This window comes from Pseudomonas aestuarii (assembly GCF_027988105.1).
Classification (GTDB): domain Bacteria; phylum Pseudomonadota; class Gammaproteobacteria; order Pseudomonadales; family Pseudomonadaceae; genus Aquipseudomonas; species Aquipseudomonas aestuarii.
On sequence record NZ_JAQJZJ010000002.1, the window covers coordinates 503,102 to 529,532 of the forward strand.

Consider the following 26,431-nt stretch of genomic DNA (forward strand, 5'->3'; position numbering starts at 1 on the left):
CAGGTTCTCTCAGACTCCAATATGCCGCTAGCCTAGCCTGCCTGATGCTGACTTGGCACCTTTCCCTGACGCAGCTGCCATTGAGCGGCGACCCGGCATCGCCAGGGACCACGTGCCGGGCGCTGTGCTAGAGTCGCGCGCTGTTTTTTCCACTCAGGATCCGGCCCATCGCCAGATCCTGACATTTCGCCCGCCGCCGCCTCGCCCATTCGCTCATCTGCTCAGCCAGAGCAAGGCAACTTGCCCCGGGGCTGACCATGTTGCGCAGCGGCGGGCGGCCGGCAGATCATGAGACGCACGCAATGACCAACGCTCCACACCCGCTCATCCATCTATACAGCCGCACCAGCCTGGTGGTGCAGATCGCCATCGGCCTGGTTGCCGGAATCGCACTGGCGCTGCTGGCGCCACAAGCCGCGCTGTCGGTCAGCCTGCTGGGCACGGTCTTCGTCTCGGCACTGAAGGCAGTGGCGCCAGTACTGGTATTCGTCCTGGTCACGGCTTCGATCGCCAACCACCGGCATGGCCAGCAGACCCACATCCGGCCGATCCTGCAGCTCTATCTGCTCGGCACCTTCAGTGCAGCGCTGATCGCCGTGCTCGCCAGCTTCGCCTTTCCCTCCAGCCTGACCCTGGTCAGCAACGCCGCGCAGTTGAGCCCCCCTGGCGGGATCGGCGAGGTGCTCAACACCCTGCTGCTGAACCTGGTCGACAACCCGGTCAATGCCCTGCTCAAGGGCAACTTCATCGGCATCCTGGCCTGGGCTGTCGGCCTGGGCCTGGCCCTGCGCCACGCCGCCCCGGGCAGCAAGCAGATGCTGGCCGACCTCTCCGATGGTGTGACCTCAATCGTTCGGCTGGTGATCCGCCTGGCGCCGCTGGGGATCTTCGGCCTGGTCGCCGCCACCCTGGCCGAGTCGGGCATGGGCGCCCTGCTCGACTACCTGCACCTGCTGCTGGTACTGGTCGGCTGCATGCTGTTCGTCGCCCTGCTGGTCAATCCGCTGATCGTCTTTTGCAAGATTCGCCGCAACCCCTACCCGCTGGTGTTCACCTGCCTGCGCGAAAGCGGCCTGACCGCCTTCTTCACCCGCAGTTCGGCGGCCAACATCCCGGTCAACCTGCAGCTGTGCCAGCGCCTGGGCCTGCATGAAGAAACCTATTCGGTGTCGATCCCGCTGGGCGCCACCATCAACATGGCCGGCGCGGCGATCACCATCAGCGTGCTGACCCTGGCCGCGGTGCACACCCTGGGCATCGCCGTCGACCTGCCGACCGCCCTGCTGCTGAGCCTGCTGGCCTCGGTCAGCGCCTGCGGCGCCTCCGGGGTGGCCGGCGGCTCGCTGCTGCTGATTCCGCTGGCGTGCAGCCTGTTCGGCATCCCCAACGAGGTGGCCATGCAGGTGGTCGCCGTCGGCTTCATCATCGGCATCGTTCAGGATTCGGCGGAAACCGCGCTGAACTCCTCGACCGATGCGCTGTTCACCGCGGCGGCCTGCCTGGCCGAGGATCGGCTGGCAAGCCCGCTGGCCGCCCCCGCGCACTGATCCCCGGCGCCATTCGCTGACCCAAGAGGCTTGCGCACCGCGCAGGCCTTTTTTGCATGGACGTCCCTGTCCGTGCGCCTGCCGACGGCCAGAACAGGTCGCGGCCAGCCCCTCCAACCCGACGATCACCGCCCGCCAGCGCCGCGCCTGACGCGAGCGCACGCTTGCTCCTGCCCCTCTCACCCGACCTGTCGTCGCACCCCACCCACCATCGAACAGGATCTCACGAGCCTTTAATGCAAATGATTTGCATTAGCTGTAGAGAGGCAATACCATCTTGCGGCGCGCACCCTCACAGGCAGCAATGGAATGCCTGGTTTCCACCTCTCTTGCCCAAGGACCCTCCAGATGACGGTCGCCCTGCCCGAAACCATGCAACTCCTGCTCAGCCACTGGAGCGAAGCCCTGGCCAGTCCCGCGTTTCGTTCGCGCCATGTGACCCTCGACCAGCTGATCGAGGCGCTGCCGGCGGCGCGCGAGCGTAGCTTCCAGCGCCTGATCCAGGCCCTCCTGCGCGAGGGGCTGCTTGATCCGGCCACACTCGGCCGCGACGAGCACAACCACTGCTGGCTGGCCCTTGGCGATCCCGGTACGCGGCTGCGCTTCGACCACCTGCAACCCGCCGGCATGGGCAGTTGGCAACTGCACGGCAGCGTCGCCCTGTGCCGAGCCCAGGCGTTGCCGTACCTGCTGCAATACCCCTCGGAACTGCTCCAGCTGCTGAGCGACCGGCTCACTTGCTGCGTCACATCGGCGACCCTGACGCGGCTGGCGCGAGAGCTGGATGACAGCCTGCGCAACGACAGCCTCTGCCTGGCGTATCACCAGAGCTGGAACCGCCAATTGCGACACGAGCAGGACAGCGTCGATGGCCTGCTGGCCTGGCTCCAGGCCAGCGCCTGCCCGGACAACCCGACCCTGCTGCTGGAGCAATGGGGAACCCTTGGCCACCCCTGGCACCCGAACTACAAGACCAAGCTGGGCCTGAGCGCCGCCCAGGTCATCGAGCTGTCTCCGGAGTTCGAGGCACGCCTGCCGATTCGTTTGGCGGCACTCCGGCGCAGCTGCGCCCATAGCGAGAGCCTCGACGCGGACCTCGACTACCGGCACTGGTGGCACTCGCAGTTTCCCCAGGCGAGCCGCCAGCTGGACGCGGAACTGCGTCGCCAGAGCCTGGAGCCCGACGACTACCTGCCGCTGCCGGTCCACCCCTGGCAGGCCGAGCAGGTGCTGCCCCGGGAGTTCGCCCGGGAAATCGCCGAGCAGCGCCTGATTCTCACCGCTATTGAGGCCTTCCAGGGCCACCCGAGCATGTCCTTCCGCACGGTGCTGCCCGGCGCCAGCCGCACGCTGCCCATGGTCAAGCTGCCGGTGGGCTTGCGCCTGACCAGCGTGCAACGCACCCTGTCGCCGCGCTCGGCGCGCATGGGCCCGCGGGTCAGTCGCCTGCTCCTGGCGATACTCGGCCAGGAGCCTGAACTGGCCCGGCACCTGAGCGTGATCCCCGAGCGCGTCGGCCTGCACTTCAACCCCGAGCCGGCCGATGACGAGCACGCCCGCCACCTGGCGGTGCTCTACCGCGACAATCCCCTGAGCCTGATCGGTCCTGGCGAGCTGGCCGTGCCGGTGGGCAGCCTGTTCGCCGAGGATGACCGCGGCCAGCCCCTGCTGCGCCAGTGGGTACGCCTGGCCCAGGGCCGCGACGACAGCCAGGCGATGCAGGCCTGGTTGCGCGACTACCTGGCGGTGGCGCTGCCGGGCCTGCTCGGCCTCTACCTGGTCTACGGCGTCGCCTTCGAGGCGCACCAGCAGAACAGCTTCATGCTGATGGACCGCGACGCTCAGCCGCGACGCCTGTTGCTGCGCGACTTCGGCGACATCCGCATCCATCGCCCCAGCCTGCACGCCCAGAGTTTGGACCTCGAGCTGCACGACCCGCAGCTGACCCTGTTCGACGATCCCGACATCGTCCGCGACAAGCTGCTGCACACCTGCTTCATGTGCCACCTGGGCGAACTGGTCCTGCTCTGTGCGCGCCACTGGCAGGTGCCTGAACGGCCACTGTGGGCGATGCTGGCCGACCAGGTCGGCCAGTGCTTCGCCGCACTGCGCGGCCGGGTCGACGAGGCGCGCTGGCAAGGCGAACGCCGGGCCCTGCTGGAACAGGACTGGCCGGCCAAGTCGTTCATGCGCATGCGCCTGGAAAACAGCCAGAGCGACATAGTCGGTCGCCTGCGCAACCCGCTGAGCCAAGACCAGCATGCGCGTTGAGCCGGCGCAGCTGACCCTGCTGATCGCCATCCAGTGCATCTCCATGGGCGCCATGGAGATGAGCGGACCCTTCTGGCCGCTGCGCCTCCAGGCGCTGCTCGACCCGGCCCAGCAGCCCTACCTCGCCACGCTCTCGGCCCTGGTCTACGCCGGGCCGATGCTCGCGGCGATGCTGCTGACCCCGCTGTGGGGCCGCCTGGGCGATCGCAGCGGACACAAGCCCATGATCCTGCGCGCCCTGCTGGCCCTGGCGCTGTGCCAGGCCCTCGCGGCACTGGCCAGCGACCCCTGGCTGCTGGTGCTGATCCGCGTGCTGCAGGGGGCGCTGGCCGGTTTCATCGCCGCGGCCCAGGCCTATGCCGTCGCCCGTTGCGCCAGTGGCCAGCGCGGTCAGGTGCTGGCCCGCCTGCAGGCGGCGACCGCGGTCGGTTCGCTGGCCGGGCCGGTGTTCGGCGGCTGGCTGATGGATGTCGCAGGCTTCGCCGCATTGTGCAACGCGGCGGCGCTGACCTGCCTGCTGTGTGCACTGGCGGCGATGGCCCTGCCGGCCGACTCGCCCAGTCCGCGACCAGGCAGGACCCAGCCCGAAGCGCAGCTGCCCGGTGCCTGGCTCGGCGGTGTGCTGGCGATCATCGTCCTGGTGCAGGCGGCGAAGATGATGCCGCAACCCTTCTTCGCCCTCTATGTCGCGCAGGTTCTGCAGGCCCCCGGCTGGCTGATCGGCGCCAGCTATGCCGCCAGCGCCGCCACCCTGGCCCTCAGCGCGCCGCTGTGGGGGCGCCTGTTCGATCGCTGGAACCCGGCCCGTACCCTGGCCGTGGTCGAGGGCGTGGCCTGGCTCTGCGCCCTGACCCTGGCCCTGACCGCCCTGGCCAGCGACTGGCTCGGCTTCATTGCCAGCCGCCTGCTCTGGGGCATCTGGCAAGGGGCACTACTGCCGGTGGCCTACGCCTTGATCGTCAACACAGTGCCGACCAGTCGCCAGGGCTTCGCCCTCGGCCTGGGCAACAGCGCGGCCAAGGCCGGCGCGCTGCTCGGCGCCCTGCTCGGCGCCGCCGGCATGGGCCTGCTCGGCCTGGCCAGCGGCTTCTGGCTGGTGGCGCTGACCTATGCCGTCGCCGCCCTGGGCATCCGCCTGATTCGCAGCACCTCGCCACTGCCGGCCAGCCCCGGTCCTTTCTGCCCATACCCAGAAGATGACGCAATGAACAGAACTCCACTTTCCCTGCTGATCCCGCTGCTCGGCTCCCTCGGCGCCGCTGCCACGCCCCTGGCCATGGCCGCCGAGGCAGTCGTCTCGAGTAGCGCGGCCGTGCAACTGGCCAACAGCGTGGTCACGGCCACCCGCAGCCAGGCCAGCATCGCCTCCATCCCCGGCTCGGTGCAGGTCATAGACGCGGCGCAGATCCGCCAGCAGAGTGGTGCCGGGCGCAAGGTCGCCGACATCCTCGGCACCCTGGTGCCCGGCCTCGCCCCGGCCACCGGCGGCATGAGCAACTTCAGCCAGAGCCTGCGCGGGCGCAACATGCTGGTGCTGATCGACGGCGTCTCGCAGAACGCCAGCCGCGACAACTACCGCCAGCTCAACAGCATCGCCCCGGCCAGCATCGAGCGCATCGAGGTGATCTCCGGTGCCAGCAGCCTCTACGGCGCCGGCGCCTCGGGCGGCATCATCAACATCATCACCAAGCGCAACCAAGGCGAAGCACTGGCCCTGAGCAGCCGCGTGGGCCTGAGCAGCGGCAACAACCTCAACCCCAAGGGCTTCGCCTACGAGCTGTTCCAGAGCGCCGGCGCGCGCCAAGGGCCGCTGGACTGGTACCTGTCGGCCGACTGGACCCAGCGCAACGACCAGTTCGACGCCAATGGCAAGCGCATTCCCCAGGACACCTCCCAGGGCAGCGCCATGGACACCGAGACCTACGACCTGCATGGCCGCTTCGGCTATGCCCTGGACGCCGACAAACGCCTGAGCCTGGCCCTGCAGGACTACCGCGACGAACAGGACAGCGGCTATACCCAGCGCGCCATCGATGGCCAGGCGGTGGCGGTGCAGGGCCTGGACCTCGAGGACCAGCCCTACACCCACAACCAGGCGGTCAACCTCAACTACAGCGACAGCGACCTGCTGGGCCAGAGCCTGCTGCTGGAAAGCTACTGGCGCCGCGCCGATGCGCTGTTCTTCCCGGATCGCCCGCGCGGCCTGGCCGGCGTCTCCGACAACAACAGCCAGCAGGACGTCTATGGCCTGCGCGCCGCCGTGGAAAGCGCCCTACCGATGATCGGCGCGGCCCGCGGCAGCCTGGTCTGGGGCGCCGACTACGAGCACGAGCGCACCCGCCAGCGCGGCGACCGCTACGCCATCAACGGCCTGGTCTACCGCAAGACGGGCGAAACCTTTGAACTGGGCCCGGATATCGAGACCGCCACCCGGGCGCTGTTCGCCCAGATGTCCTGGGATATCGCCGACTGGACCCTGCGCGGCGGCGTGCGCCGCCAGTGGATCGACAGCGAGGTGCAGGACAGCATCGCCTACGGCGAGATCTGGCAGACCGGCAACCGCGCCACCCTGCCCGGCGGCACCCTGAAATACGCCGCCACCCTCTACAATCTGGGCGCGGTCTACCACCTCGACGACAACCAGGACCTGTTCGTCAACTTCAGCCAGGGCTTCTCCCTGCCGGACATCCAGCGCTTCCTGCGCGACGTCGACAGCCACTTCGACATCCACACCCTCAATGCCCAGGCCATCGAGGTCGACAGCTACGAGCTGGGCTGGCGCGGCAACTGGAGCCGCTGGCAGGCCGACGTCACCCTCTACGAGAACCGCTCGGACGTGACCCAGTTCTACGACGCCAGCGCGCGGGTATTGCGCCTGATCGACCAGAAGGAGCGGGTCCGCGGCCTGGAGAGCCGCCTGAGCTACGACCTGAGCGAACGCTGGACGGTCGGCGGCAGCTACGCCTGGACCAAGGGCGAGACCCGCCAGGACGGCCAGTGGATCGACCTGCCGGCCACCCGCGTAGCGCCGGCCAAGACCCTGCTGTTCCTCGGCTACCAGCGCGAGCGCTACAACCTGCGCCTGCAGGCCGTGCAACTGGCCGACTACGATGCCGCCGCCAAGGACGCCAATGGCCGGCAGATCGACGGCTATAGCCTGGTCGACCTGCTCGGTGAGGTCGAGCTGCCGACCGGGCGCCTGCAGGGCGGCATCTACAACCTGAGCAACCGCCACTACCAGAACCTGTTCACCCAGGCCAATGCCCGCGCGCCCCTCCCCAGTGCCGAGGGCCGCACCCTCAGCCTCGCCTACTCGCTCGACTGGTAGCCCGCGGCGCTGCAGCCACGGCAAAAGCAGAAAGGCCTACGCTCCCCGCGTAAGCCTTGTTTGCCGGCGTGCGTGGGCGCCGACTCCCATGCCGCCCATGAGCAGAACAGCCCCCTGGGGGGGGGGGTAATGCCGCTCACGTGATCCCACGTGGGCGCCATGCTTTTGTAGCCCGGATGCAGTCTGGAGAGGTCTGGCGCCTGACCAACCGCGGCCGGATTGCTTCCAGACTACGCGCCAGGCGCTGCGACTACTCCATGGTGAACAGCGAGGCGTTGCCGCCCGAAGCGGTGGTATCGATGCTCACCGCACGCTCCAGTACGAAGCGGTGCAGGTAGGCCGGGCTACCGGCGAGCGGGCAGCCTGGCGCACCGCCGGTATGGGCCTGCAGCGCGTAGGGGATCAGTGGCCGGATCGCCCCGTCGCATTCGGCGAGCGCCAGGTTGAGCGCCTTGGCCAGTGCATGCGGCCCGGCGAGGGCCACGGCATCGACGCGCGCGTCCTCGACCAGCTCCTTGAGCGTCGCATCCTCGCCACTGCTCAGTAGGCCCAGCACGCCCTGCGGCACCCCGGCGCCCAGCAGCAGGCGCTGCAGTTCGCTGGCGACGGCTTCAACCTGGTGCCACAGCACCACGCTGTTACCGGCGGCAAGGGCCGCACCGCACTCGGCGGCGAGCGCGGCCAAGCCGTTGCCGGCCGTCGCCAGGCAGGCCACCACGCCGCGCGGCGGCGACCTCAGCTCATTGCGCTCGCCGGTGGGCCCGGGCAGCTCGGTGGGCTCGCTCAGCTCCGCCTCCGCCTGGGCAGCATAGAAACGCAGTGCCTCGGCGGCGCGGACGACCCCCTGTGCGCCGTCCGGGTCCTGATTGCCGAGCGTCTGCTGCGCGGCCTCGATCGCCGCCGCCGCCTGCTCCAGCAGCTCGGCGCGCTCGCCGACCGCCAGCGCCGACCAGGCCGGCGCCGCCGCTTTCGCCTCCTCGAGCGCACGCCCGAGGCGCTCGCGCGACACGCCGGCCATGGCCGCCTCAGCGGCGGATGGGCCGGCAGCCGGCGTCGCGGCGCCCTCCACCCGTTCGCTGGCGAAGCGCGGCAGGTAATGCGGGCCGCCGGCCTTCGGCCCGGTGCCGGACAGGCCCTCGCCGCCGAAGGGCTGGACGCCGACGACCGCGCCGATCTGGTTGCGATTCACGTAGGCATTGCCCGCGCGCACCCGCTCGAGAATGAAGTCGCGGGTTTCGTCGACGCGGGTGTGGATGCCGTGGGTCAGCCCGTAACCGGTCGCGTTGATGCTCTCGACCACCTTGTCGATCTGTTCGCCGGGGAAGCGGATGACGTGCAGCACCGGGCCGAACACCTCGCGCTTTAAGCGCGTCAGGCTGTCGAGTTCGAAGGCCACCGGGCCAACGAAGCTGCCCTTGCCGCTGCTGGGCCCCGGCTTGACCTGCTTGAGCAGTTTGGCCTCGCCGCGCATGCGCTTGATGTGCTTGTCGAGCAGGCCCTTGGCCTCTTCGTCGATGACCGGGCCGATGTCTGTGGACAGCTGCGCCGGATCGCCGACGTTGAGCTCCTCCATGGCGCCGCAGATCATCTTCAGCATCTTGTCGGCGACGTCCTGCTGGACGAACAGCACGCGCAGCGCCGAACAACGCTGGCCGGCGCTCTGGAAGGCCGACATGACCACATCGCGCGCGACCTGTTCGGGCAGCGCGCTGGAGTCGACGATCATCGCGTTGAGGCCGCCGGTCTCGGCGATCAGCGGGCAGAGCGGGCCGTCGCGCCGCGCCAATGTGCGGTTGATCAGCTGGGCCACCTCGGTCGAGCCGGTGAAGCACACCCCGGTCACCCGCGCATCGGCGACCAGCGCGCCGCCGACGCGGGCGCCGTCGCCGGGCAACAGGTGCAGCACACCGGCGGGGATCCCGGCGCGGTGCATCAGGCGCACCCCGGCGGCGGCGATCAGCGGCGTCTGCTCGGCGGGCTTGGCCACCACCGCGTTGCCGGCTGCCAGGGCGGCGGTGATCTGGCCAGTGAAGATCGCCAGGGGGAAGTTCCACGGGCTAATGCAGCAGAACACCCCGCCGCCCTGCAGGCGCGCCTCCTGGCCGGCTTCGGCCGGCCCCCGCAGGCGCAGCGGCTGGGCGAAATCCTGCTCGGCGCGCAGCGCGTAGTAGCGGCAGAAATCGACCGCCTCGCGCACCTCGGCGAGGGCATCGGCGAGCGTCTTGCCGGCCTCGCGCACGGCGATGGCCATCAGCTGCGGCGCCTCCTCTTCCATCAGGTCGGCGAGGCGACGCAGGGCCGCCGCCCGTTCGGCGACCGGGGTGGCGGACCAGTCGGCAGCATGACGCTGGGCGCTGGCCAGCGCCTGTTCGACATCCTCGTCCGTGGCCTCACTGGCCTGGCCGACGACGCGGTTGCGGTCGGCCGGGCTCAGTACATCCCGGGTGTCGCCCTGGCGCTCCTGGCCATCGATGATGGGCCCGGCACGCCAACTGCCCTGCTCGGCCGCGGCCATCGAGGCGGAAAGCTCGCGCAGGGTCGCGCGATCGAACAGATCGCGCCCGGCGAAGTTCACCCGCCCCGCGCCATAGAGGTCGCGTGGCTGGGGAATCTGTGGATGCGGAATGTAGGACAGCGCCTGCACCTGGGCGACCGGATCGGCGACGATCGCCTCGACCGGCAGCGACTCGTCCTGGATACGGTTGACGAAGGAGCTGTTGGCGCCGTTCTCCAGCAGCCGGCGCACCAGGTAGGCGAGCAGGTCCTCGTGGCCGCCGACCGGCGCGTAGATGCGGCACGGCATGCCGATGCGCTTGTCCTCGACCACGCCCTCGTAGAGTTCCTCGCCCATGCCGTGCAGGCGCTGAAATTCGTAGCCGCCCTGGTCCCCGGCGTACTCGAGTACCGAGGCGATGGAGTGGGCATTGTGGGTGGCGAACTGCGGGTAGAACACATCGCGGTTGGCCAGCAGCTTGCGCGCGCAGGCCAGGTAGGCGACGTCGGTGTTGACCTTGCGCGTGTAGACCGGATAGCCGGGCAACGCCAGCTCCTGCGACAGTTTGATCTCGGCGTCCCAGTAGGCGCCCTTGACCAGGCGCACCATCATCCGCCGGCCATTGCGGCGCGACATGTCGGCGAGCCAGTCGATGACGAAGGGCGCGCGCTTCTGATAGGCCTGTACCACCACGCCGAAGCCGTCCCAGCCCTTGAGATCATCGGAGCCTGAGATCGCCTCGATGACGTCGAGGGAGATGTCCAGCCGCGCCGCCTCCTCGGCATCGATGTTGAGGCCGATGTCGAGCCGCGCAGCTTCGAGCGCCAGGGCATGCATGCGCGGCACCAGCTCGTCCATCACTCGCTGCTCCTGCCACAGCTCGTAGCGCGGGTGCAGCGCCGACAGCTTCACCGAGATGCCCGGCCCCGCGTAGATGCCCTTGCCGCCCGAGACGCGACCGATGGCGGCGATCGCGCTGCGGTAGGACTCGAAGAAGCGATCGGCGTCGGCCATGGTCCGCGCCGCTTCGCCGAGCATGTCATAGGAATAGCTGTAGCCCTTGCGTTCGAATACCTTGGCCCGCTCCAGCGCCTCGTCGATCGTGCGGCCCATGACGAACTGCTTGCCCATGATGCGCATGGCCTGATTCACCGCCTCGCGAATCATCGGCTCGCCGACCCGGGCGACCAGCCGGCGCAACACCGCCCCCGGCGTCTGCCCCTTGACTCCGCGCAAGCCGACGACCCGGCCGGTCAGCATCAGGGCCCAGGTCGAGGCATTGACGAACACCGAGTCGCTGCGCCCCAGGTGGGCGTCCCAGTTGGCGGCCGACATCTTGTCGCGGATCAGCGCCTCCTGGGTGGCGTCGTCGGGGATGCGCAGCAGGGCTTCGGCGATGCACATCAGCATCACCCCTTCCTGGGTGGACAGACCGTACTGGTGCAGAAAGGCATCGATGCCGCCCTTGGATTTGGCGCGCACACCCTCGACCAGGCGCGTGGCCGTGGCCTGGATCCGCGCCTGGGCCTCGGAGGGCAGGTCCAGCTGGGCCAGCAGCGCCGTCACGCAGCGGGTTTCGTCGGCCCGGTAGTGGGCGTCGATCTCGCGCCGCAGCGCATCGGGTAGCAGAGGGGGTGTCTCGAAGCTCATGGTCTCGTCCTCGCCGCAAGTCTGGGGCGGACACCTGCTTGCGGCCTAGCGATGGCCGCAAGCAGGTGAAGGGGTGCGCGGCTTTATCAGCGTGCTCACTGGTGAAGGGTCTTCTCGAAAGTATCGAACTCGTCCTGGATCGCCGCGACCGGCGGCTGGCTGATCAAGCTGACCACGACCACCGTGAGCGCGCAGAGGATGAAGCCGGGCAGGATCTCGTACATATCGAAGATGCCGCCTTCGACCTGCTTCCACAGGATCACCGTCACTGCGCCGACTACCATGCCGGCGATGGCGCCATTGCGGGTCATGCGTTTCCAGAACAGTGACAGGAGGATGACCGGCCCGAACGCGGCGCCGAAGCCGCCCCAGGCATAGGACACCAGGCCAAGCACCGTGCTGTTGGGGTCACGCGCCATCAGCACGGCGATCAGCGCGATCAGGATGACCGTGCCACGGCCGATCCACACCAGCTCCTTCTGACTGGCGTTCGGCCGGATCATGGCCTTGTAGAAGTCCTCGGTCAGGGCGCTCGACGACACCAGCAGCTGCGAGTCGATGGTGCTCATGATCGCCGACAGGATCGCCGCCAACAGCACGCCCGCCACCCAAGGGTTGAACAGCAGCTGCGACAGGCTGATGAATACCGTTTCGGCATTGGCCAGCGGCTTATCGGCGAAGTAGCCGATGCCGGCGAAGCCGGTGAAGATCGCGCCGTACAGCGCCAGCACCATCCAGGTCATGCCGATCAGCTTGGCCGTGGGCATGTCGCTCGAGCGGCGCAGCCCCATGAAGCGCACGACGATATGCGGCTGGCCGAAGTAGCCCAGGCCCCAGGCCATCAGCGAGACGATGCCGAACAGGGTCATGTTGTGGAAGATGTCGAGGCGCGTAGGATCGACCGCCGCCACCTCCGCCACCGTGCTGCTCCAGCCGCCATCGGCCGAGATCACTGCAATCGGCACCATGAGCAGGGCGAGAAACATCAGCATGCCCTGCACGAAGTCGGTCCAGCACACCGCCAGGAAACCGCCGAGGAAGGTGTAGGAGATGATGACGATGGCACCGACCCAGAGTGCGGTGCCGTACTCCATGCCAAAGCTCTTCTCGAACAGGGTCGCCCCGGCCACCATGCCGGACGAGGTGTAGAAGGTGAAGAACAGCAAGATCACCACTGCCGAGATCATCCGCAGCACTTTGCTGCTGTCGTGGAAGCGGTTCTCGAGGTAGTCGGGCACGGTGATCGAGTCCCGTGCCACCTCGGTATAGACGCGCAGCCGGCGGGCGACGAACTGCCAGTTCAGGTAGGCGCCGATGGTCAGGCCCACGGCGATCCAGACCTGATTCATGCCCGAGGCATACATGGCGCCGGGCAGGCCCAGCAGCAACCAGCCGCTCATGTCCGAGGCGCCGGCGCTGAGCGCCGCCACGCCGGGGCCGAGGCGGCGTCCGCCGAGCACGTAGTCGGACAGGTCGTCGGTGAGCCGATAGGCCGCAAAACCGATGATCAGCATGCCGATCAGGTAGACGACGAAGGTCACCAGGGTGGGAGTACTCATGTTCATGGTTGCCGCTCCTTACTTGCCCATTAGGTAGGTAACCAGCGACAGCACCACAACGGCACTCATCGGTACGATCAGCCAGAACCAGGTTGCGAAACTCAGTGCATGTTCCATGGGAATCCTCACGTAGTTGTTGCGCATGGCAATCACTTGGGCGAACCCGATGAGTTGCAGAACCGCCCCGCTGCCCCGCGATCCTGCTGCGGCTGCAACGTTCGCCTAGCGCCTGAACAAGTCCGGCTCCAGGCCTCGTCGGCCTGATTGCAGGCCGTCGGCAGGCACGAACACCGCACCTCGGCGGCAAACGGGTCTTAAGTAACTATAGGAGAGATCTGTAGCCTTACCGCCCGTCGCACCCGATAGGCGCCGGTAACCGGGCGACCTCGGGGGTGCGCATGGCGGATGGCCCGGACGAACGGGAGGAAAGCGCAAACGCACGGCGGTGGCCGGCGGGCACCGACACTCAGGAAAATCGACGGCGGCGCCAGTCGACCTGAACAGAGGCGCCAGAAACGCCAAACCCCGCACAGGGCGGGGTTTGGCGTAGATGTCCAAGTGACGGCGCAGCACTCGGAAACAGGATGATGGCGTCCCCTGCTGGAATCGAACCAGCATCTAGCCCTTAGGAGGGGCTTGTTCTATCCCTTGAACTAAGGGGACTTGGTAATGCGGATCGGCAATGCTGCCGACCGGGCCGCATGTTAACCAGCCTCGGCGGATTTGTCATGTCGCCGCCATCAACTCACGGCCATACTCAAGTCGACCGCCCAGGAGATCGCCATGACCCAGTCAGCATCCCAGCATGTGCCGGATTCCCCATTTGCCCACTTCGTCCTGCGCCCCGCCTGCCCCGGCGACGCCCAGGCACTGAGCGCGTTATTGCAGCAACTGGCGCCGGACGGAGCACGCCCCGACGCAAAACTGCTGGCCCTGCGCCTGAGCGCGCCAGCGCCGAATCAGGTGGTACTGGTGGCCAAGCGCGACGGCAAACTGCTCGGCACTTGCACGCTCCACCTGATCGAACACCTGGCGCACAACTTCGCCCGCTCGGCGATTCTCGAGGATGTGGTCGTGGATGCCGACGCCCGCGGCCTGGGGATTGGCCAGGCCCTGATCGACAAAGCCGTCGAACGCGCCCGCGCCTGGGGCTGTTACAAGCTGGCGCTATCGAGCAACCAGAGCCGCGAGGCGGCTCATCGTTTCTATCAGGGGTTGGGCTTCAAGCCGCACGGCATCAGCCTGGCCCTGGCGCTGGAGTCAGGCGAGACCTAGGGCGTACTCGGCTTCGGCCTCCTGCGTCGCTCTACCTCCTGCATCCCTGCAGTCGTCGCGGAGCAGTACGCCGCCTGGTGTACTGTTCGCTACGCTCCCGAGTACACCCTACGTCAGGCGAGACGCAGGGTGGATGACGCCTTATCCAGCCACCTAGGCGAACAGCCCCAGGGTATGCAGGAACACCACCAGGATGCCTACCGGGGTGACCCAGCGCAGCAACTGCCACCACAGCGTGAACAACGGCGCGTGGCCAAGTCCCAAGGCTTCCTGCACGGTTGTGCGGCTCAACGCCCAGCCGGTGAACAGCACCGTGCCCAGCCCGCCGAGCGGCATCATCAGGTTGGTGGTCAGGTAGTCCAGACTGTCGAAGAAGGTCTTGCCGAACAGGGTGTACTCCGCCCAGGCGTTGAACGAAAACACCGTACCCAGACTGAGCACCCACAGCGCCAGGCCACTCAACAACACCGCCTTGAGCCGGCCGATAGCGAATTTCTCGCCGAGCCAGGCGATGGTCGGCTCGCTTAGCGAGATCGCCGAGGTCAATGCGGCGAGCGCCAGCATGATGAAGAACAAGCCGCCAACCACCTGACCGAACGGCATCTGGCCGAAGGCGATCGGCAGGGTGACGAAGATCAACCCAGGACCTGCACCCGGCTCCAGGCCATTGGCGAACACCAGCGGGAAGATTGCCAGACCGGCCAGCAAGGCCACCCCGGTATCCGCCAGGGCCACCATCAGCGACGTCTTGACGATGGAAGTACCGGCCGGCAAGTAGGAGCCGTATACCATCATGGCGCCACTGGCCAGGCTGAGGGTAAAGAAGGCGTGCCCCAAGGCCACCAGCACGCCCTGCGTGCTGAGCTTGCTGAAGTCGGCGTCGAACAGGAAGTGCACGGCCTCGAGGAAATACCCGGTGGTGGCGGCATAGCCCACCAGGATCAGCAGCAGCACGAACAGTCCCGGCATCATGAAGCGCAACGCGCGCTCCAGGCCTTCGCGTACGCCCAGGGCGACAATGCCCAGGGTCAGCAGTAACACCAGGGTGGCGTAACCGGCCAGCTGCCAGGGATCGCCGAGCATGGCGCCGAACAACGCGCCACTGCTCTCGCCATCCAACCCGGCGAAGTTGCCCATGGCGGCCGCTGGCGCATAGGCCAAGGCCCAGCCGGCCACGACCGCGTAGAAACTGAGGATAAGAAAACCGGTGAGCACGGCCAGCGTGCCCAACCAGCGCCAATGGCGACTGGCGCCCGCCTGTCTGGCCACGGCGGCGAAGGCACCCTCGGGGTTGGCTCGGCCACGACGACCGATCATCACCTCGACCATCAGCAGCGGAATGCCAATGGCCAGGATGCACGCCAGGTAGACCAGAACGAAGGCCCCACCGCCGTTCTCCCCGGTGATATACGGAAACTTCCAGATATTGCCCAGGCCCACCGCCGAACCGGTGGCGGCAAGGAAGAATACCCAGCGTGACGACCATAGGCCGCGCTCAGCTGCGCTGCTGATGGGGCCGGCACTGGCGCCGGCGACGATGCTGTCTTGACTCATTGGGGCTTGCCCTCTTGTTGTTGTGAAAAAGTCAGTCGGGGATCGGATCTGGGTGAATCGATGCGCGAAGCTGACGCTCCAGCCATCCACCATTGCCCGGTGGGCGGTGGATGAAAAGAGCGTCATCCACCCTACGAATCAACGTGCGCCGCGCAGGCGCTCCTCGGCCAGACGGTCGGCCACCGCCGTTGTGGTGGCGCCCTCGCGCTCGGCGCGCTGGAAGATCTCCTCCAGGGTGGCGCCGATACCTTCGATATGCGCCTTGAGGTCGGCGGTGCTGCCACCGTTGCGCTCGTAGCAGACATCGATGATGCCGCCGGCATTGATCGCGTAATCCGGGGCATACAGACAACCACGGCGGCGCAGTTCCTCGGCCAGTGCGGCATCGGCCAGCTGGTTGTTGGCGGCGCCAGCAATCACCGGTGCGCGCAGCGCTTCGAGGGTGTGCGGGTTGATGATCGCGCCCATGGCGCAGGGGGCGAACACGTCCACGTCCAGGCCGTAGATGTCGTTCTGACCGACTGCAGTGGCGCCGAGTTGTTCCACTGCGCGGCGCACATTGGCCTCGACGATGTCGGTGACCCACAACTCGGCGCCCGCTTCCTTGAGCTGCTGGGCCAGACCGAAACCAACCTGGCCAACGCCCTGGATCGCCACCCGCAGTCCCTTGAGATCGTCACGGCCGAGACGGTGCTTGACCGCCGCTTGCAGGCCGATGAACACCCCGTAGGCGGTGGACGGCGACGGGTCGCCATTGCGCATGCCGCCGCCAAAGGCCTCGCGCTGACCGGCGCCGGCGACATGGCGGGTGCGCTCGGCCATGATCTGCATTTCCGCCACCCCGGTACCGGAGTCAGCGGCAGTGACATAGCGCCCGCCCAGGCTGTCGACGAAATCGCCCATGGCCTGGAACAGCGCCGCGCTCTTGTCGGTGTGCGGATTGCCGATGATCACCGCCTTGCCGCCACCCAGTGGCAGCCTGGCCAGCGCCGACTTGTAGCTCATGCCACGCGACAGACGCAGCACATCACGCAGCGCTTCCTCGTCGCTGGCGTAGGGCCACATGCGGCAACCACCCAGGGCCGGGCCGAGGTTGCGGTTATGGATGGCGATGATGGCCTTCAGACCGCTGGCCTGATCGTGGCCGTAGACCACCTGCTCGTGGTGATCGAATTCGATATGGGAAAACACGGACATGGGGATTCCTTGATTGTTCTTGTTGTGAGGGTTGAGGGTCTCAGATCAACGTATAGGAGCCAGGGGGACAGCCAGTCCTTGGCTCCTACATTTACATAGCGCGCATCAGGCCGCCGGCTCGAACAGCTGCACCACCTGGATCTCGCTGACCAGCAGGCGCGCCATGAGTTGGCGCTCCTGCTCGCGCACCTTGATCAGGCTCTGCTCCTTGACGTGGCCATAACCGCGGATCTGCTCCGGCAATTCGGCCAAGGCCACGGCGCTGCGGTAGTTGTCGGCATTCAGCTGCTTGAGGAGGAAGTCGACACTGCGTTCGTAGTCCTCGATCAGCTGCAGCTCCAGCTTGCGCTCGGCGCTGTAACCGAACAGGTCGAGCGGCGTGCCGCGCAGGATCTTCAACTTGGCCAGCAGGCCGAAGGCCTTGAGTATCCAGGGCCCAAACTGGCGCTTGCGCGGCTGGCCGGTGCTGGGATCGGGCTTGGCCAGCCAGGACGGCGCCAGGTGGAACTGCAGACGGTAGTCACCCTGGAATTGCGCCTCGAGTTGCTGGATAAAGTGGCCGTCGCTGTACAGCCGTGCCACCTCGTACTCGTCCTTATAGGCCAGTAGCTTGGCGTAGTAGCGCGCCACCGCACGGCTCAGGGCCTGATCGCCCCCCTGATCGGCCAGGCGCACGCGCTGCACCAGCGCACGGTAGCGCTCGGCATAGGCGGCGCTCTGGTAGGCCGTGAGGAAATCGACGCGGAACTGGACGATCTGCTCCAGGGTTTCGCAACGTGGCGCCTCGACCATCTTGGGTGCGGCCAGCTTCTCCACCGCGGCGACATCGTGCGCCGCACGGCGGCCCCAGAGGAACGCCTGCTGGTTGAGCTGCACGGCCACGCCGTTGAGTTCGATGGCTTTGGCGATGGCGTCGGCGGCCACCGGCACCAGGCCTTTCTGGTAGGCATAGCCGAGCATGAACAGGTTGCTGGCGATGCTGTCGCCGAGCAGGCGGGTGGCCAGGCGGGTGGCATCGACGAAGTGGGTCTTGCCAGCACCCACCGCCTCGATCAGCGCCTCGCGCATCGCCGCGCCGGGAACCTGGGCATCGGGGTTACGGGTGAACTCGGCGGTGGCCGCTTCATGGCTGTTGATCACCGCATGGGCAATCTTGTCGTTGAGCTTGGCCAGGGCGTCCTCACTGGCGGCCACCACCAGGTCACAACCGAGCAGCAAGTCGGTCTCGCCGGCGGCGATGCGCACGGCAAAGATATCGTCCTGCTTGGCGGCGACGCGAATATGGGTGATTACCGGGCCGAACTTCTGCGCCAGACCGGCCTGGTCGAGCACGCTGCAACCCTTGCCTTCCAGGTGCGCAGCCATGCCCAGCAGCGCGCCGACCGTGGTCACGCCGCTGCCGCCGACGCCTGGCAGGAGGATGTTCCACGGCCGCTCGAGGCTCGGCTGCCTGGGTTCCGGCAGGGCCTCGAACAGGGCGTTCTGGCCGACCCCCTCCGGCTTGCGCAGGCTGCCGCCGTGCACGGTGACGAAGCTCGGGCAGAAACCTTCGACGCAGCTGAAATCCTTGTTGCAGGAGTTCTGATCGATCTCGCGCTTGCGCCCCAGTTCGGTTTCCAGCGGCAGCACCGACAGGCAGTTGGACTTGACGCTGCAATCACCGCAGCCCTCGCACACCGCCGGATTGATGAAGGCACGCTTGGCCGGGTCGACCAGCTTGCCGCGCTTGCGCCGACGGCGCTTCTCGGTGGCGCAGGTCTGGTCATAGATGATCACCGAGCAGCCCTTGAACTCGCGCAACTCGCGCTGCACCGCGTCCAGCTCGCTGCGGTGGTGGAAGGTCACGATGGACGCGAAGCCGGCGCGGCTCGGGTACTTGTCCGGCTCATCGCTGACCAGGGCAATACGCTTGACGCCCTCGGCGAACACCTGCTGGCTGAGCTGGTCGACGCGCAGTTCGCCGTCGATCGGCTGGCCGCCGGTCATGGCCACCGCGTCGTTGTAGAGGATCTTGTAGGTGATGTTGACCCCGGCCGCCACCGCCGCACGCAGGGCCAGCTGGCCCGAATGGAAGTAGGTGCCATCGCCGAGGTTCTGGAAGATGTGCGCGGTGTCGGTGAACGGCGCCTGGCCAATCCAGGTCGCGCCCTCGCCGCCCATCTGGGTGAAGGTGTCGGTGTTGCGGTCCATCCACTGGGTCATGTAGTGGCAACCGATGCCGCCCTGAGCGCGGCTGCCTTCGGGCAGCTTGGTCGAGGTGTTGTGCGGGCAACCGGAGCAGAAATGCGGGGTGCGCACCGTGCTGTGCTTGGGCGCGGCCAGGGAGGCTTCCTTGGCCGCAAGAAAGGCCAGACGCTCCTCGATCTGCGGACTGCTGTAGATCGGTGCCAGGCGCTTGGCGATGGCGCGGGCAATCATCGCCGGGGTCAGCTCGGACAGGTTGGGCAGCAGCGAAGCGCCGGTTTCGTCAAACTCGCCAACCACCCGCGGACGCTTGCCCAGTGGCCAGTTGTACAGCTGACCGGTCAGCTGGTCCTCGATGATGCTGCGCTTCTCCTCGACCACCAGGATCTCGTCCAGGCCCTCGGCGAACTCGTGCACCGACACCGGCTCCAGCGGCCAGCTCATGCCAATCTTGAGCACGCGCAGGCCGACCTGGGCGCACAACTGTTCATCCAGGCCGAGGTCTTCCAGGGCCTGACGCACGTCCAGGTAGGATTTGCCGGTGGTGACGATGCCCAGGCGCGGATTAGGCGAGTCGAGCATCAGCGGATTCAGGTTGTTGGCCCGGGCGAAGGCACGGGCGGCATAGATCTTGTAGGTATTGAGGCGTTTTTCCTGGGCCAGGGGCGGATCCGGCCAGCGGATATACACGCCGTCTTCCGGCAACTCGAAGTCCTCGGGAATCGTCACCTCGACGCGCAGCGGATCGACATCCACCACCGCCGAGGAGTCGACGTTCTCGGCGATGGTCTTCAGCGCCACCCAGCAACCGCTGTAGCGCGACAGCTCCCAGCCGAGGATGCCGTAGTCGAGGATTTCCTGGACGTTGGCCGGATTCAGCACCGGAATCGAGGCGGCGATAAAGGCGTGCTCGCTCTGGTTGGCGATGCTCGAGGACTTGCAGCCATGGTCATCACCGGCCAGCAGCAAGACGCCGCCATGCTCGGAGACGCCGGCCGAGTTGCCGTGCTTGAACACATCGCCGCAGCGGTCGACGCCCGGGCCCTTGCCGTACCACATGGCGAACACACCGTCGTAGCGCGCGCCGGGGAACAGGCTGGTCTGCTGACTGCCCCACACCGAGGTGGCGGCCAACTCTTCGTTGACCCCGGGCTGGAAGTGGATGGCGTTTTCCTGCAGGAAGCTCTTGGCTTCCCACAGACTCTTGTCCAGGTTGCCCAGCGGCGAGCCGCGGTAGCCGGAGATAAAGCAGGCGGTGTTGAGGCCATGGGCCGTGTCGCGCTGCTTCTGCAGCATCGGCAGACGGGTCAGCGCCTGGGTGCCGGTGAGGTATAGGTGACCAGTGGCAAGGCGATACTTGTCATCCAGGCGGATCTCGGCCAGAGACATGCGCACGCTCCTTTTATTGTTATGGAGAGCTAGGCTGGCAACGGTGAATGCCAACCGGGTTCTGTTTCGCCCAGGATCACCGGGCTAAACGACTGGCTAAGAATATGACTGAGCGGTACGGATATTTTCTTTCTAATTTCGGGCACAAAAGCCAATACTGCGCATGACGATTGCAGCAATTACAAAAAATCGAGATAAATCATGCAAGAAAAACTCGGCCCTATCGATCGCAAGATTCTCCGCCTGTTGCAGCACAACGCCGACCTCTCCGCCGCCGAGATTGCCGAGAAGGTCGAACTGTCACAATCGCCCTGCTGGCGGCGGATTCATCGCATGCAGGAGGACGGCCTGATCGAGCGCAAGGTCGCCCTGCTCAACCCCAAATTATTGGGCCTGGGGATGACCGTATTCGTCGACATCAAGCTGTCGGCCCATGGCCGCAAGAACCTCGAGGAATTCGAACAGGCAGTGGTCGGCTACCCTGAAGTGCTGGAGTGCTACACCATGGCCGGCGGCTCGGACTACCTGCTCAAGGTGGTGGCCAAGGACATCGCCAGCTACGAGCGCTTCCTGCGCGACCACCTGCTGCAACGCCCGCATGTGCAGGAAGCGCACTCGAACATCGCCATGAGCGAAGTCAAGCGCACCACCGAGTTGCCGCTGGATTGAGCAATGCTCCGCTTGGACCCTAGAGCGGTGCGGGCAGTGTGCGACCGGGACCCGGGACCATACCGCCATGACGGCCAGACCCGCGCACTGCCGCAATCCGCGCAGGCGTAGTAGATGTACACCCGGGGTGGACCTCATCGGCGCCCAGCAGCGTCAGACGCCTATCAGGGCCAGCAGGCTATCCACTGTGCACTCGAGGTGGCTGGAGTTATCCAGCACATGCACACCCTCGGCTGCTGCCACAGCAACGCTGCCGAACAGCACATTGCGGGCCAAACGCTGTTCGATCTGCTCGGGAGTTTCACGACCACGTGCAAGCAGGCGCTCGCGTAATACATCGATATCCACCGTCAGCACTACCCCGATCAGCCCTGGATAGCACTGGCGCGCCCGCCCCAGGTAGGCGCGCGAGCCATTGACCAGCACATCTTGCCCGGCCGCCAACCACTCATCTATTTGCCGGGGAATACCGTAGGCCAGGTCATTGGCTCGCCAGCTCATGGCGAAGGCGCCATCAGCCTCCTGCCGCTCGAAATCAGCCAGGCCAACCACGACGGCATCCTCGCCAACCGCCTCGGCGGAACGAGTAATCACCCGCCTGGCAATCTGGCAGTCACGCGCGGCCAGACGCTCGCGGACAGCATTCAACAGACTGTCCTTACCCGATCCCGAAGGCCCCATCAGATAGATCAATCTGCCGCCCATCAGAACACCCATATGCGCTTATCGCCCAATTTGCAGGATCAGTACTTTGAACTCACATTCACATCAGGACCAGACCGCCCCAGAGTAGACGGTAACTCATGGGCATGGCGAAACCGGCGATTGCATCGTGTCGCCAGCCCGCAATGAGCCACAGGGATGGTGCGCGGCTTTTTCCGAAGCACGACAGCCGAGGTGGACATGCCAGTCCGACATGGGCTCGAGACAACCCAACAGGACGTTTTGCACTACGCTTAAACCAGCGGGAAGATTTGACGACAGGAAGGTGCAACCGATGTCGGCGCGCAGGTGGTGAACTTCGTAATTGGGGCACCCGTGCACCTGTGCATGATGACCGAGCGGCCTGGCGCAAGATCACAGCAGGCCTGCCCAATCGGATGGCGCAACGAGATGGTTAGCGCGGAACAGGACACACTGATCGGTTCTACCACCCCATCCTGCCGCAGGACAAAGCAAGCAAGAACGCAGAGTGTCTGCTTGGCGGCAGACATTTGCTCTGCCTGACCCTCAACCCAGGCCGCTGCGCTCTTAGAGCAGCCGCTTACGAGCCGTTTGACGCCTCAAGCTCGCTGCACGGCGCAGGCCACAACCGGTGCACGCCAAGCGCACGAGCCATCAAGCGCGAGTGAGTGCTCGTTGTTTGGGAGGCTAAAAATGCCGGGCTTTTGCATAGCAACACACATTTCTGATAACTGGTGCTGGCAAAGAGCCTCTACAGCCAACACAATGCGCCACGTAATTGGCGTCAAATATTTGCATGGACGGCGCAAGCATATCAATGCAAATCGCGATTCCGAGTGAACAGCTAGTGCTAAAGACGGTCAAAACAGTGACAATCACGTGGCTCACTGCCAGCATTGCTTCCCTGAACTAATCGGTTAAATGTATGCGCCCAATGAAACAGGCTATTTATTCCAGCCGCACGGCTGACAAATTCGTCGTTCGCTTGCCTGATGGCATGCGCGAGCGAATCGCTGATGTCGCGCGCAATCATCATCGCAGCATGAACTCGGAAATCATCGCCCGCCTTGAGCAGAGCATGCTTCAGGAAAGCAGCCTGGGTGATGAATTAAACGTAAGCTTGGACAGCCCAGAACTGTCCTTGCACGAACGCGAGTTACTGCAGCGTTTCCGCCAGCTGTCACGTCGCCAGCAAAATGCCCTGGTCGCATTGATTGCCCATGACGCCGAGATGGCCGCTGAAGAAGCGTAAGTTACGACGATAAAAAACCGGCGCCCGTACCGGTTTTTTAGTTCGCCAAAGAAAAGCCGCCCTGAACAGGCGGCTTTTCTTGTTTATAGCGTCTAAACGCCCTTGTCGTTATCCAACAAAGTTGAGCAACACACCGGCCGCCACTGCCGAGCCGATCACCCCGGCCACGTTCGGGCCCATGGCATGCATCAGCAGGAAGTTCTGCGGATTGGCTTCCAGGCCGACCTTGTTCGATACCCGCGCCGCCATTGGCACTGCCGATACCCCGGCCGAACCAATCAACGGATTGATCTTGTTCTTGCTGAACAGGTTCATCGCCTTGGCCATTAAAATTCCGGCAGCAGTACCGCCACAGAAGGCGATCATGCCCAGCAGCAGAATGCCGAGAGTCTTCATTTGCAGGAATGACTCAGCAGAAAGCTTGGAACCCACAGTCAAGCCCAGACAAATGGTCACGATATTGATCAACGCGTTACGCGAAGTATCGGCCAGACGCTCGACCGCACCCGCCTCACGCAACAAGTTGCCAAAGGCGAACATGCCCACCAATGGCGCCGCGTCCGGCAGCAGCATGCCCACCAACAGACACAGCACCAGCGGGAACACAATCTTCTCGACCTGGCTGACATGCCGCAGCTGCTGCATGACGATCGCCCGCTCTTCCTTGGTCGTCAGCGCGCGCATGATCGGCGGCTGAATCAGCGGAACCAGAGCCATGTATGAATATGCAGCAACGGCAATCGGCCCGAGCAGATGAGGCGCCAGCTTGGCAGTCACAAAGATCGAGGTCGGGCCATCGGCACCACCGATGATCGCGATAGAGGCCGCCTCACGCAGGGTGAACTCCAGACCAGGAATACCCAGGGAGGCAATCGCCAGCGCACCGATCAAGGTGGCAAAAATACCGAACTGCGCTGCCGCACCAAGGAACAAGGTCTTCGGATTGGCCAGCATCGGCCCGAAGTCGGTCATTGCGCCGACCCCCATGAAGATCAACAGCGGGAACACGCTGGTCGGCAAGCCAACTTCATAGAACAGGTGCAAGATCCCGGAGCCTTCAGCCATGCCCGCTACTGGAATGTTGGCCAACAGACCACCAAAGCCAATCGGGATCAGCAACAACGGCTCGAAACCTTTCTTGATCGCCAGGTAGATCAACCCCAGACAGATGACGATCATCAAGGCCTGGCCAGGCTCCAGATGATACAGGCCTGTGCTCTGCCAAAGCTTGAGAAGCTTTTCCATTAAATGCCCCTCAACCGATGGTCAACAGGCTTTCGCCCACCGCCACCGCATCACCCACCTTGACGTTAACCGCACCGATGGTGCCAGCCTTGAACGCACGAATCTCGGTTTCCATCTTCATCGCTTCAAGAATGATCACCAACTGCCCTTCTTCGACCGCGACTCCTGGCTGCACCAGAACCTTGAAGATATTGCCCGCCAGAGGCGCCGATTGCGGATCGCCCGCACCGACAGCTACAGGAGCAGCAGCAGAGGCCGTGACAGCGGCGGCACCGACAGGCTTGAGGCCTTCGATGTCCCCCCCTTCGTTGACCTGGACCACAAAGGACTTGCCGTTGACTTCAACGGTGTAGACCTCGGGCTTACCGGCTTCACGGGACGGCAATTCGTTACTGGTCGGCGCCGGCTCAAAGGCCGCCGGGTTGCCGCGATTTTCCAGAAACTTCAGGCCGATCTGCGGGAACAGGGCATAAGTCAGCACATCGTCGATTTCATCTTTGGCCAGCTTGATGCCCTTCTCCTGGGCAATGCCCTTGAGCTCGGCTGTCAACTTGTCCATTTCCGCAGTGAGCATGTCCGCCGGGCGGCAGGTAATGGCTTCGGCACCATCGAGCACCCGCAGTTGCAGCTCTTTATTGAAGGGGGCTGGCGCTGCGCCGTATTCACCCTTCAACACACCGGCGGTTTCCTTGGTGATCGACTTGTAGCGCTCACCGGTCAATACGTTGATCACCGCCTGGGTACCAACGATCTGTGAAGTCGGCGTCACCAGCGGGATAAAGCCCAGATCCTCGCGCACCCGCGGAATCTCGGCCAACACCTCATCGAACTTGTCCTGGGCGCCCTGCTCTTTCAGCTGGTTTTCCATGTTGGTCAGCATGCCGCCAGGAACCTGAGCGACCAGGATGCGCGAATCGACGCCTTTGAGGGTGCCTTCGAACTTCGCGTACTTCTTGCGCACTTCACGGAAGTACGCGGCAATTTCTTCGAGCAGCTCCAGATTCAAGCCGGTGTCGCGCTCGGAACCCTGGAAGATCGCCACCACCGACTCGGTTGGCGAATGACCATAGGTCATCGACAGCGAGGAAATCGCCGTATCGACGTTGTCGATGCCGGCTTCTACCGCCTTGACGATGGCGGCAGTGGACAGGCCCGCTGTGGCATGGCACTGCATGTGGATCGGGATCGACAGGGTAGCCTTCAGCCGCGTTACCAGTTCGAAGGCGATGTACGGGTTGAGAATACCCGCCATATCCTTGATCGCGATCGAGTCGGCGCCCATGTCTTCGATCTGCTTGGCCAGGTCTACCCACATGTCCAGGGTATGTACCGGGCTGGTGGTATAGGAAATTGTGCCCTGGGCATGCTTGCCCTGCTCTTTGACCGCACGGAGCGCGGTCTGCAGGTTGCGCGGATCGTTCATCGCGTCGAATACACGGAACACATCGACGCCGTTGACCGCCGCACGCTCGACGAACTTTTCCACCACGTCATCGGCATAATGCCGATAACCGAGCAAATTCTGCCCACGCAAGAGCATCTGCTGGCGGGTATTGGGCATAGCCTGCTTCAGCGCACGGATGCGCTCCCAAGGGTCTTCGCCCAGGTAACGAATGCAGGCATCGAAAGTAGCACCGCCCCAGGATTCGACCGACCAGAAGCCCACCTGATCGAGCTTGGGCGCGATCGGCAGCATGTCCTCGAGACGCACCCGGGTTGCCAGAATGGATTGATGCGCGTCGCGCAGAACCACATCGGTGATACCGAGTGCTTTTTTCGTTGCGGTCATACGGAAACTCCCTGACTAACCAGAATCAGCCGCGGCGCACGCGGTGTTGATGAAGGGCCAACTGAATGGCAGCAACAATGTCCGGCCCAGGTTCCTGGCTCGCCAATTTCACCGGCGATGGCGCACTGGGCTCACGCACATGCTGAGCCGGCGCGAAACGCAGGAGCACACGAGCCATCAGACGAATACAGAGAATCAGAAGAGCCAGAAAGAAAAATACTGAGCCCATGCCCATCAGCATGAGATCGACACCCTCAAGCAGGAGTTGGCTGGAGGTCATCATGACTCCTTATTTTATTGGTGCGACTCGGCAGTCGCATGTTCTTGGACGGAGCAGGCACCCG

Annotated in this window: 15 protein-coding genes, 1 tRNA gene and 1 pseudogene; 7 read left to right on the forward strand and 10 right to left on the reverse strand. The window is 65.2% G+C overall.

Annotation, left to right across the window (positions count from 1 at the left end; translation table 11 throughout):
- Window positions 1–302: 302 nt before the first annotated feature.
- From sstT to PH586_RS06260, 4 genes and pseudogenes are all read left to right on the forward strand, one after another.
- Window positions 303–1,547 (forward strand): serine/threonine transporter SstT, encoded by a 1,245-nt coding sequence (sstT, locus tag PH586_RS06245; RefSeq protein ID WP_271346899.1) that lies wholly within the window; start codon window positions 303–305, stop codon window positions 1,545–1,547.
- 348 nt (window positions 1,548–1,895) lie between these two features.
- On the forward strand, window positions 1,896–3,818 hold the full coding sequence (locus PH586_RS06250) for an IucA/IucC family protein (protein WP_271346900.1): 1,923 nt from the start codon (window positions 1,896–1,898) through the stop codon (window positions 3,816–3,818).
- Window positions 3,808–4,989 (forward strand): annotated as a pseudogene (locus PH586_RS06255) (MFS transporter); the annotation flags it as partial. The gene PH586_RS06250 and the pseudogene PH586_RS06255, both read left to right, overlap by 11 nt.
- A 33-nt stretch (window positions 4,990–5,022) precedes the next feature.
- Window positions 5,023–7,146, forward strand: coding sequence for a TonB-dependent receptor (locus PH586_RS06260; protein ID WP_271347062.1), 2,124 nt, complete (start codon window positions 5,023–5,025; stop codon window positions 7,144–7,146).
- Between the two features lie 250 nt (window positions 7,147–7,396).
- Here PH586_RS06260 and putA read toward each other — a convergent pair whose 3' ends face one another.
- From putA to PH586_RS06275, 3 genes are all read right to left on the reverse strand, one after another.
- Window positions 7,397–11,290: a bifunctional proline dehydrogenase/L-glutamate gamma-semialdehyde dehydrogenase PutA gene (putA, locus tag PH586_RS06265; RefSeq protein WP_271346901.1), complete on the reverse strand. Its 3,894-nt coding sequence runs from the start codon at window positions 11,288–11,290 to the stop codon at window positions 7,397–7,399.
- Window positions 11,291–11,385: 95 nt separating this feature from the next.
- Window positions 11,386–12,855: a sodium/proline symporter PutP gene (gene putP, locus PH586_RS06270; protein ID WP_271346902.1), complete on the reverse strand. Its 1,470-nt coding sequence runs from the start codon at window positions 12,853–12,855 to the stop codon at window positions 11,386–11,388.
- Window positions 12,856–13,437: 582 nt separating this feature from the next.
- Window positions 13,438–13,512 (reverse strand) — tRNA-Arg (locus tag PH586_RS06275).
- Between the two features lie 120 nt (window positions 13,513–13,632).
- Here PH586_RS06275 and PH586_RS06280 point away from each other — a divergent pair.
- Window positions 13,633–14,124 carry a GNAT family N-acetyltransferase gene (locus PH586_RS06280; RefSeq protein ID WP_271346903.1) on the forward strand — a complete coding sequence of 164 codons (492 nt, stop codon included), beginning with the start codon at window positions 13,633–13,635 and terminating at the stop codon, window positions 14,122–14,124.
- Window positions 14,125–14,277: 153 nt separating this feature from the next.
- On the opposite strand, the gene PH586_RS06285 is transcribed toward PH586_RS06280, so the two are convergent.
- The 3 genes from PH586_RS06285 to PH586_RS06295 form a co-directional block, all read right to left on the reverse strand.
- Complete coding sequence (locus PH586_RS06285) at window positions 14,278–15,678, reverse strand: sodium-dependent transporter (RefSeq protein ID WP_271346904.1); 1,401 nt, start codon at window positions 15,676–15,678, stop codon at window positions 14,278–14,280.
- 138 nt (window positions 15,679–15,816) lie between these two features.
- The gene (locus PH586_RS06290) at window positions 15,817–16,875 is read right to left on the reverse strand and encodes a Glu/Leu/Phe/Val dehydrogenase dimerization domain-containing protein (protein WP_271346905.1); all 1,059 of its coding nucleotides are present in this window, start codon (window positions 16,873–16,875) and stop codon (window positions 15,817–15,819) included.
- A gap of 105 nt (window positions 16,876–16,980) precedes the next feature.
- Entirely contained in the window at window positions 16,981–20,448 is a 3,468-nt protein-coding gene (locus tag PH586_RS06295; protein WP_271346906.1) for an indolepyruvate ferredoxin oxidoreductase family protein, read from the reverse strand.
- A gap of 201 nt (window positions 20,449–20,649) precedes the next feature.
- On the opposite strand from PH586_RS06295, the gene PH586_RS06300 reads away from it, so the two are divergent.
- Complete coding sequence (locus tag PH586_RS06300; protein ID WP_271346907.1) at window positions 20,650–21,117, forward strand: Lrp/AsnC family transcriptional regulator; 468 nt, start codon at window positions 20,650–20,652, stop codon at window positions 21,115–21,117.
- 153 nt (window positions 21,118–21,270) lie between these two features.
- On the opposite strand, the gene phnN is transcribed toward PH586_RS06300, so the two are convergent.
- A complete protein-coding gene (gene phnN / locus PH586_RS06305) occupies window positions 21,271–21,822 on the reverse strand; it encodes a phosphonate metabolism protein/1,5-bisphosphokinase (PRPP-forming) PhnN (protein WP_271347063.1) in 552 nt (183 codons plus the stop codon).
- A 904-nt stretch (window positions 21,823–22,726) separates the two neighbouring features.
- Here phnN and PH586_RS06310 point away from each other — a divergent pair.
- The gene (locus PH586_RS06310) at window positions 22,727–23,053 is read left to right on the forward strand and encodes an Arc family DNA-binding protein (RefSeq protein ID WP_271346908.1); all 327 of its coding nucleotides are present in this window, start codon (window positions 22,727–22,729) and stop codon (window positions 23,051–23,053) included.
- 108 nt (window positions 23,054–23,161) lie between these two features.
- Here PH586_RS06310 and PH586_RS06315 read toward each other — a convergent pair whose 3' ends face one another.
- From PH586_RS06315 to PH586_RS06325, 3 genes are read right to left on the reverse strand one after another with little or no spacing between them, the layout of a single operon-like run.
- Window positions 23,162–24,298 carry a sodium ion-translocating decarboxylase subunit beta gene (locus tag PH586_RS06315; protein ID WP_271346909.1) on the reverse strand — a complete coding sequence of 379 codons (1,137 nt, stop codon included), beginning with the start codon at window positions 24,296–24,298 and terminating at the stop codon, window positions 23,162–23,164.
- Between the two features lie 10 nt (window positions 24,299–24,308).
- A complete protein-coding gene (gene oadA / locus PH586_RS06320) occupies window positions 24,309–26,087 on the reverse strand; it encodes a sodium-extruding oxaloacetate decarboxylase subunit alpha (RefSeq protein WP_271346910.1) in 1,779 nt (592 codons plus the stop codon).
- Between the two features lie 25 nt (window positions 26,088–26,112).
- Window positions 26,113–26,367 (reverse strand): OadG family protein, encoded by a 255-nt coding sequence (locus PH586_RS06325; protein ID WP_271346911.1) that lies wholly within the window; start codon window positions 26,365–26,367, stop codon window positions 26,113–26,115.
- Window positions 26,368–26,431 lie beyond the last annotated feature (64 nt).

Bases quoted from the DNA above. Each gene is read 5' to 3' on its own strand.
- sstT (WP_271346899.1), top strand. From the start codon at position 303: ATGACCAACGCTCCACACCCGCTCATCCATCTATACAGCCGCACCAGC.
- PH586_RS06250 (WP_271346900.1), top strand. From the start codon at position 1,896: ATGACGGTCGCCCTGCCCGAAACCATGCAACTCCTGCTCAGCCACTGG.
- PH586_RS06260 (WP_271347062.1), top strand. From the start codon at position 5,023: ATGAACAGAACTCCACTTTCCCTGCTGATCCCGCTGCTCGGCTCCCTC.
- putA (WP_271346901.1), bottom strand. From the start codon at position 11,290: ATGAGCTTCGAGACACCCCCTCTGCTACCCGATGCGCTGCGGCGCGAG.
- putP (WP_271346902.1), bottom strand. From the start codon at position 12,855: ATGAACATGAGTACTCCCACCCTGGTGACCTTCGTCGTCTACCTGATC.
- PH586_RS06280 (WP_271346903.1), top strand. From the start codon at position 13,633: ATGACCCAGTCAGCATCCCAGCATGTGCCGGATTCCCCATTTGCCCAC.
- PH586_RS06285 (WP_271346904.1), bottom strand. From the start codon at position 15,678: ATGAGTCAAGACAGCATCGTCGCCGGCGCCAGTGCCGGCCCCATCAGC.
- PH586_RS06290 (WP_271346905.1), bottom strand. From the start codon at position 16,875: ATGTCCGTGTTTTCCCATATCGAATTCGATCACCACGAGCAGGTGGTC.
- PH586_RS06295 (WP_271346906.1), bottom strand. From the start codon at position 20,448: ATGTCTCTGGCCGAGATCCGCCTGGATGACAAGTATCGCCTTGCCACT.
- PH586_RS06300 (WP_271346907.1), top strand. From the start codon at position 20,650: ATGCAAGAAAAACTCGGCCCTATCGATCGCAAGATTCTCCGCCTGTTG.
- phnN (WP_271347063.1), bottom strand. From the start codon at position 21,822: ATGGGCGGCAGATTGATCTATCTGATGGGGCCTTCGGGATCGGGTAAG.
- PH586_RS06310 (WP_271346908.1), top strand. From the start codon at position 22,727: ATGCGCCCAATGAAACAGGCTATTTATTCCAGCCGCACGGCTGACAAA.
- PH586_RS06315 (WP_271346909.1), bottom strand. From the start codon at position 24,298: ATGGAAAAGCTTCTCAAGCTTTGGCAGAGCACAGGCCTGTATCATCTG.
- oadA (WP_271346910.1), bottom strand. From the start codon at position 26,087: ATGACCGCAACGAAAAAAGCACTCGGTATCACCGATGTGGTTCTGCGC.
- PH586_RS06325 (WP_271346911.1), bottom strand. From the start codon at position 26,367: ATGACCTCCAGCCAACTCCTGCTTGAGGGTGTCGATCTCATGCTGATG.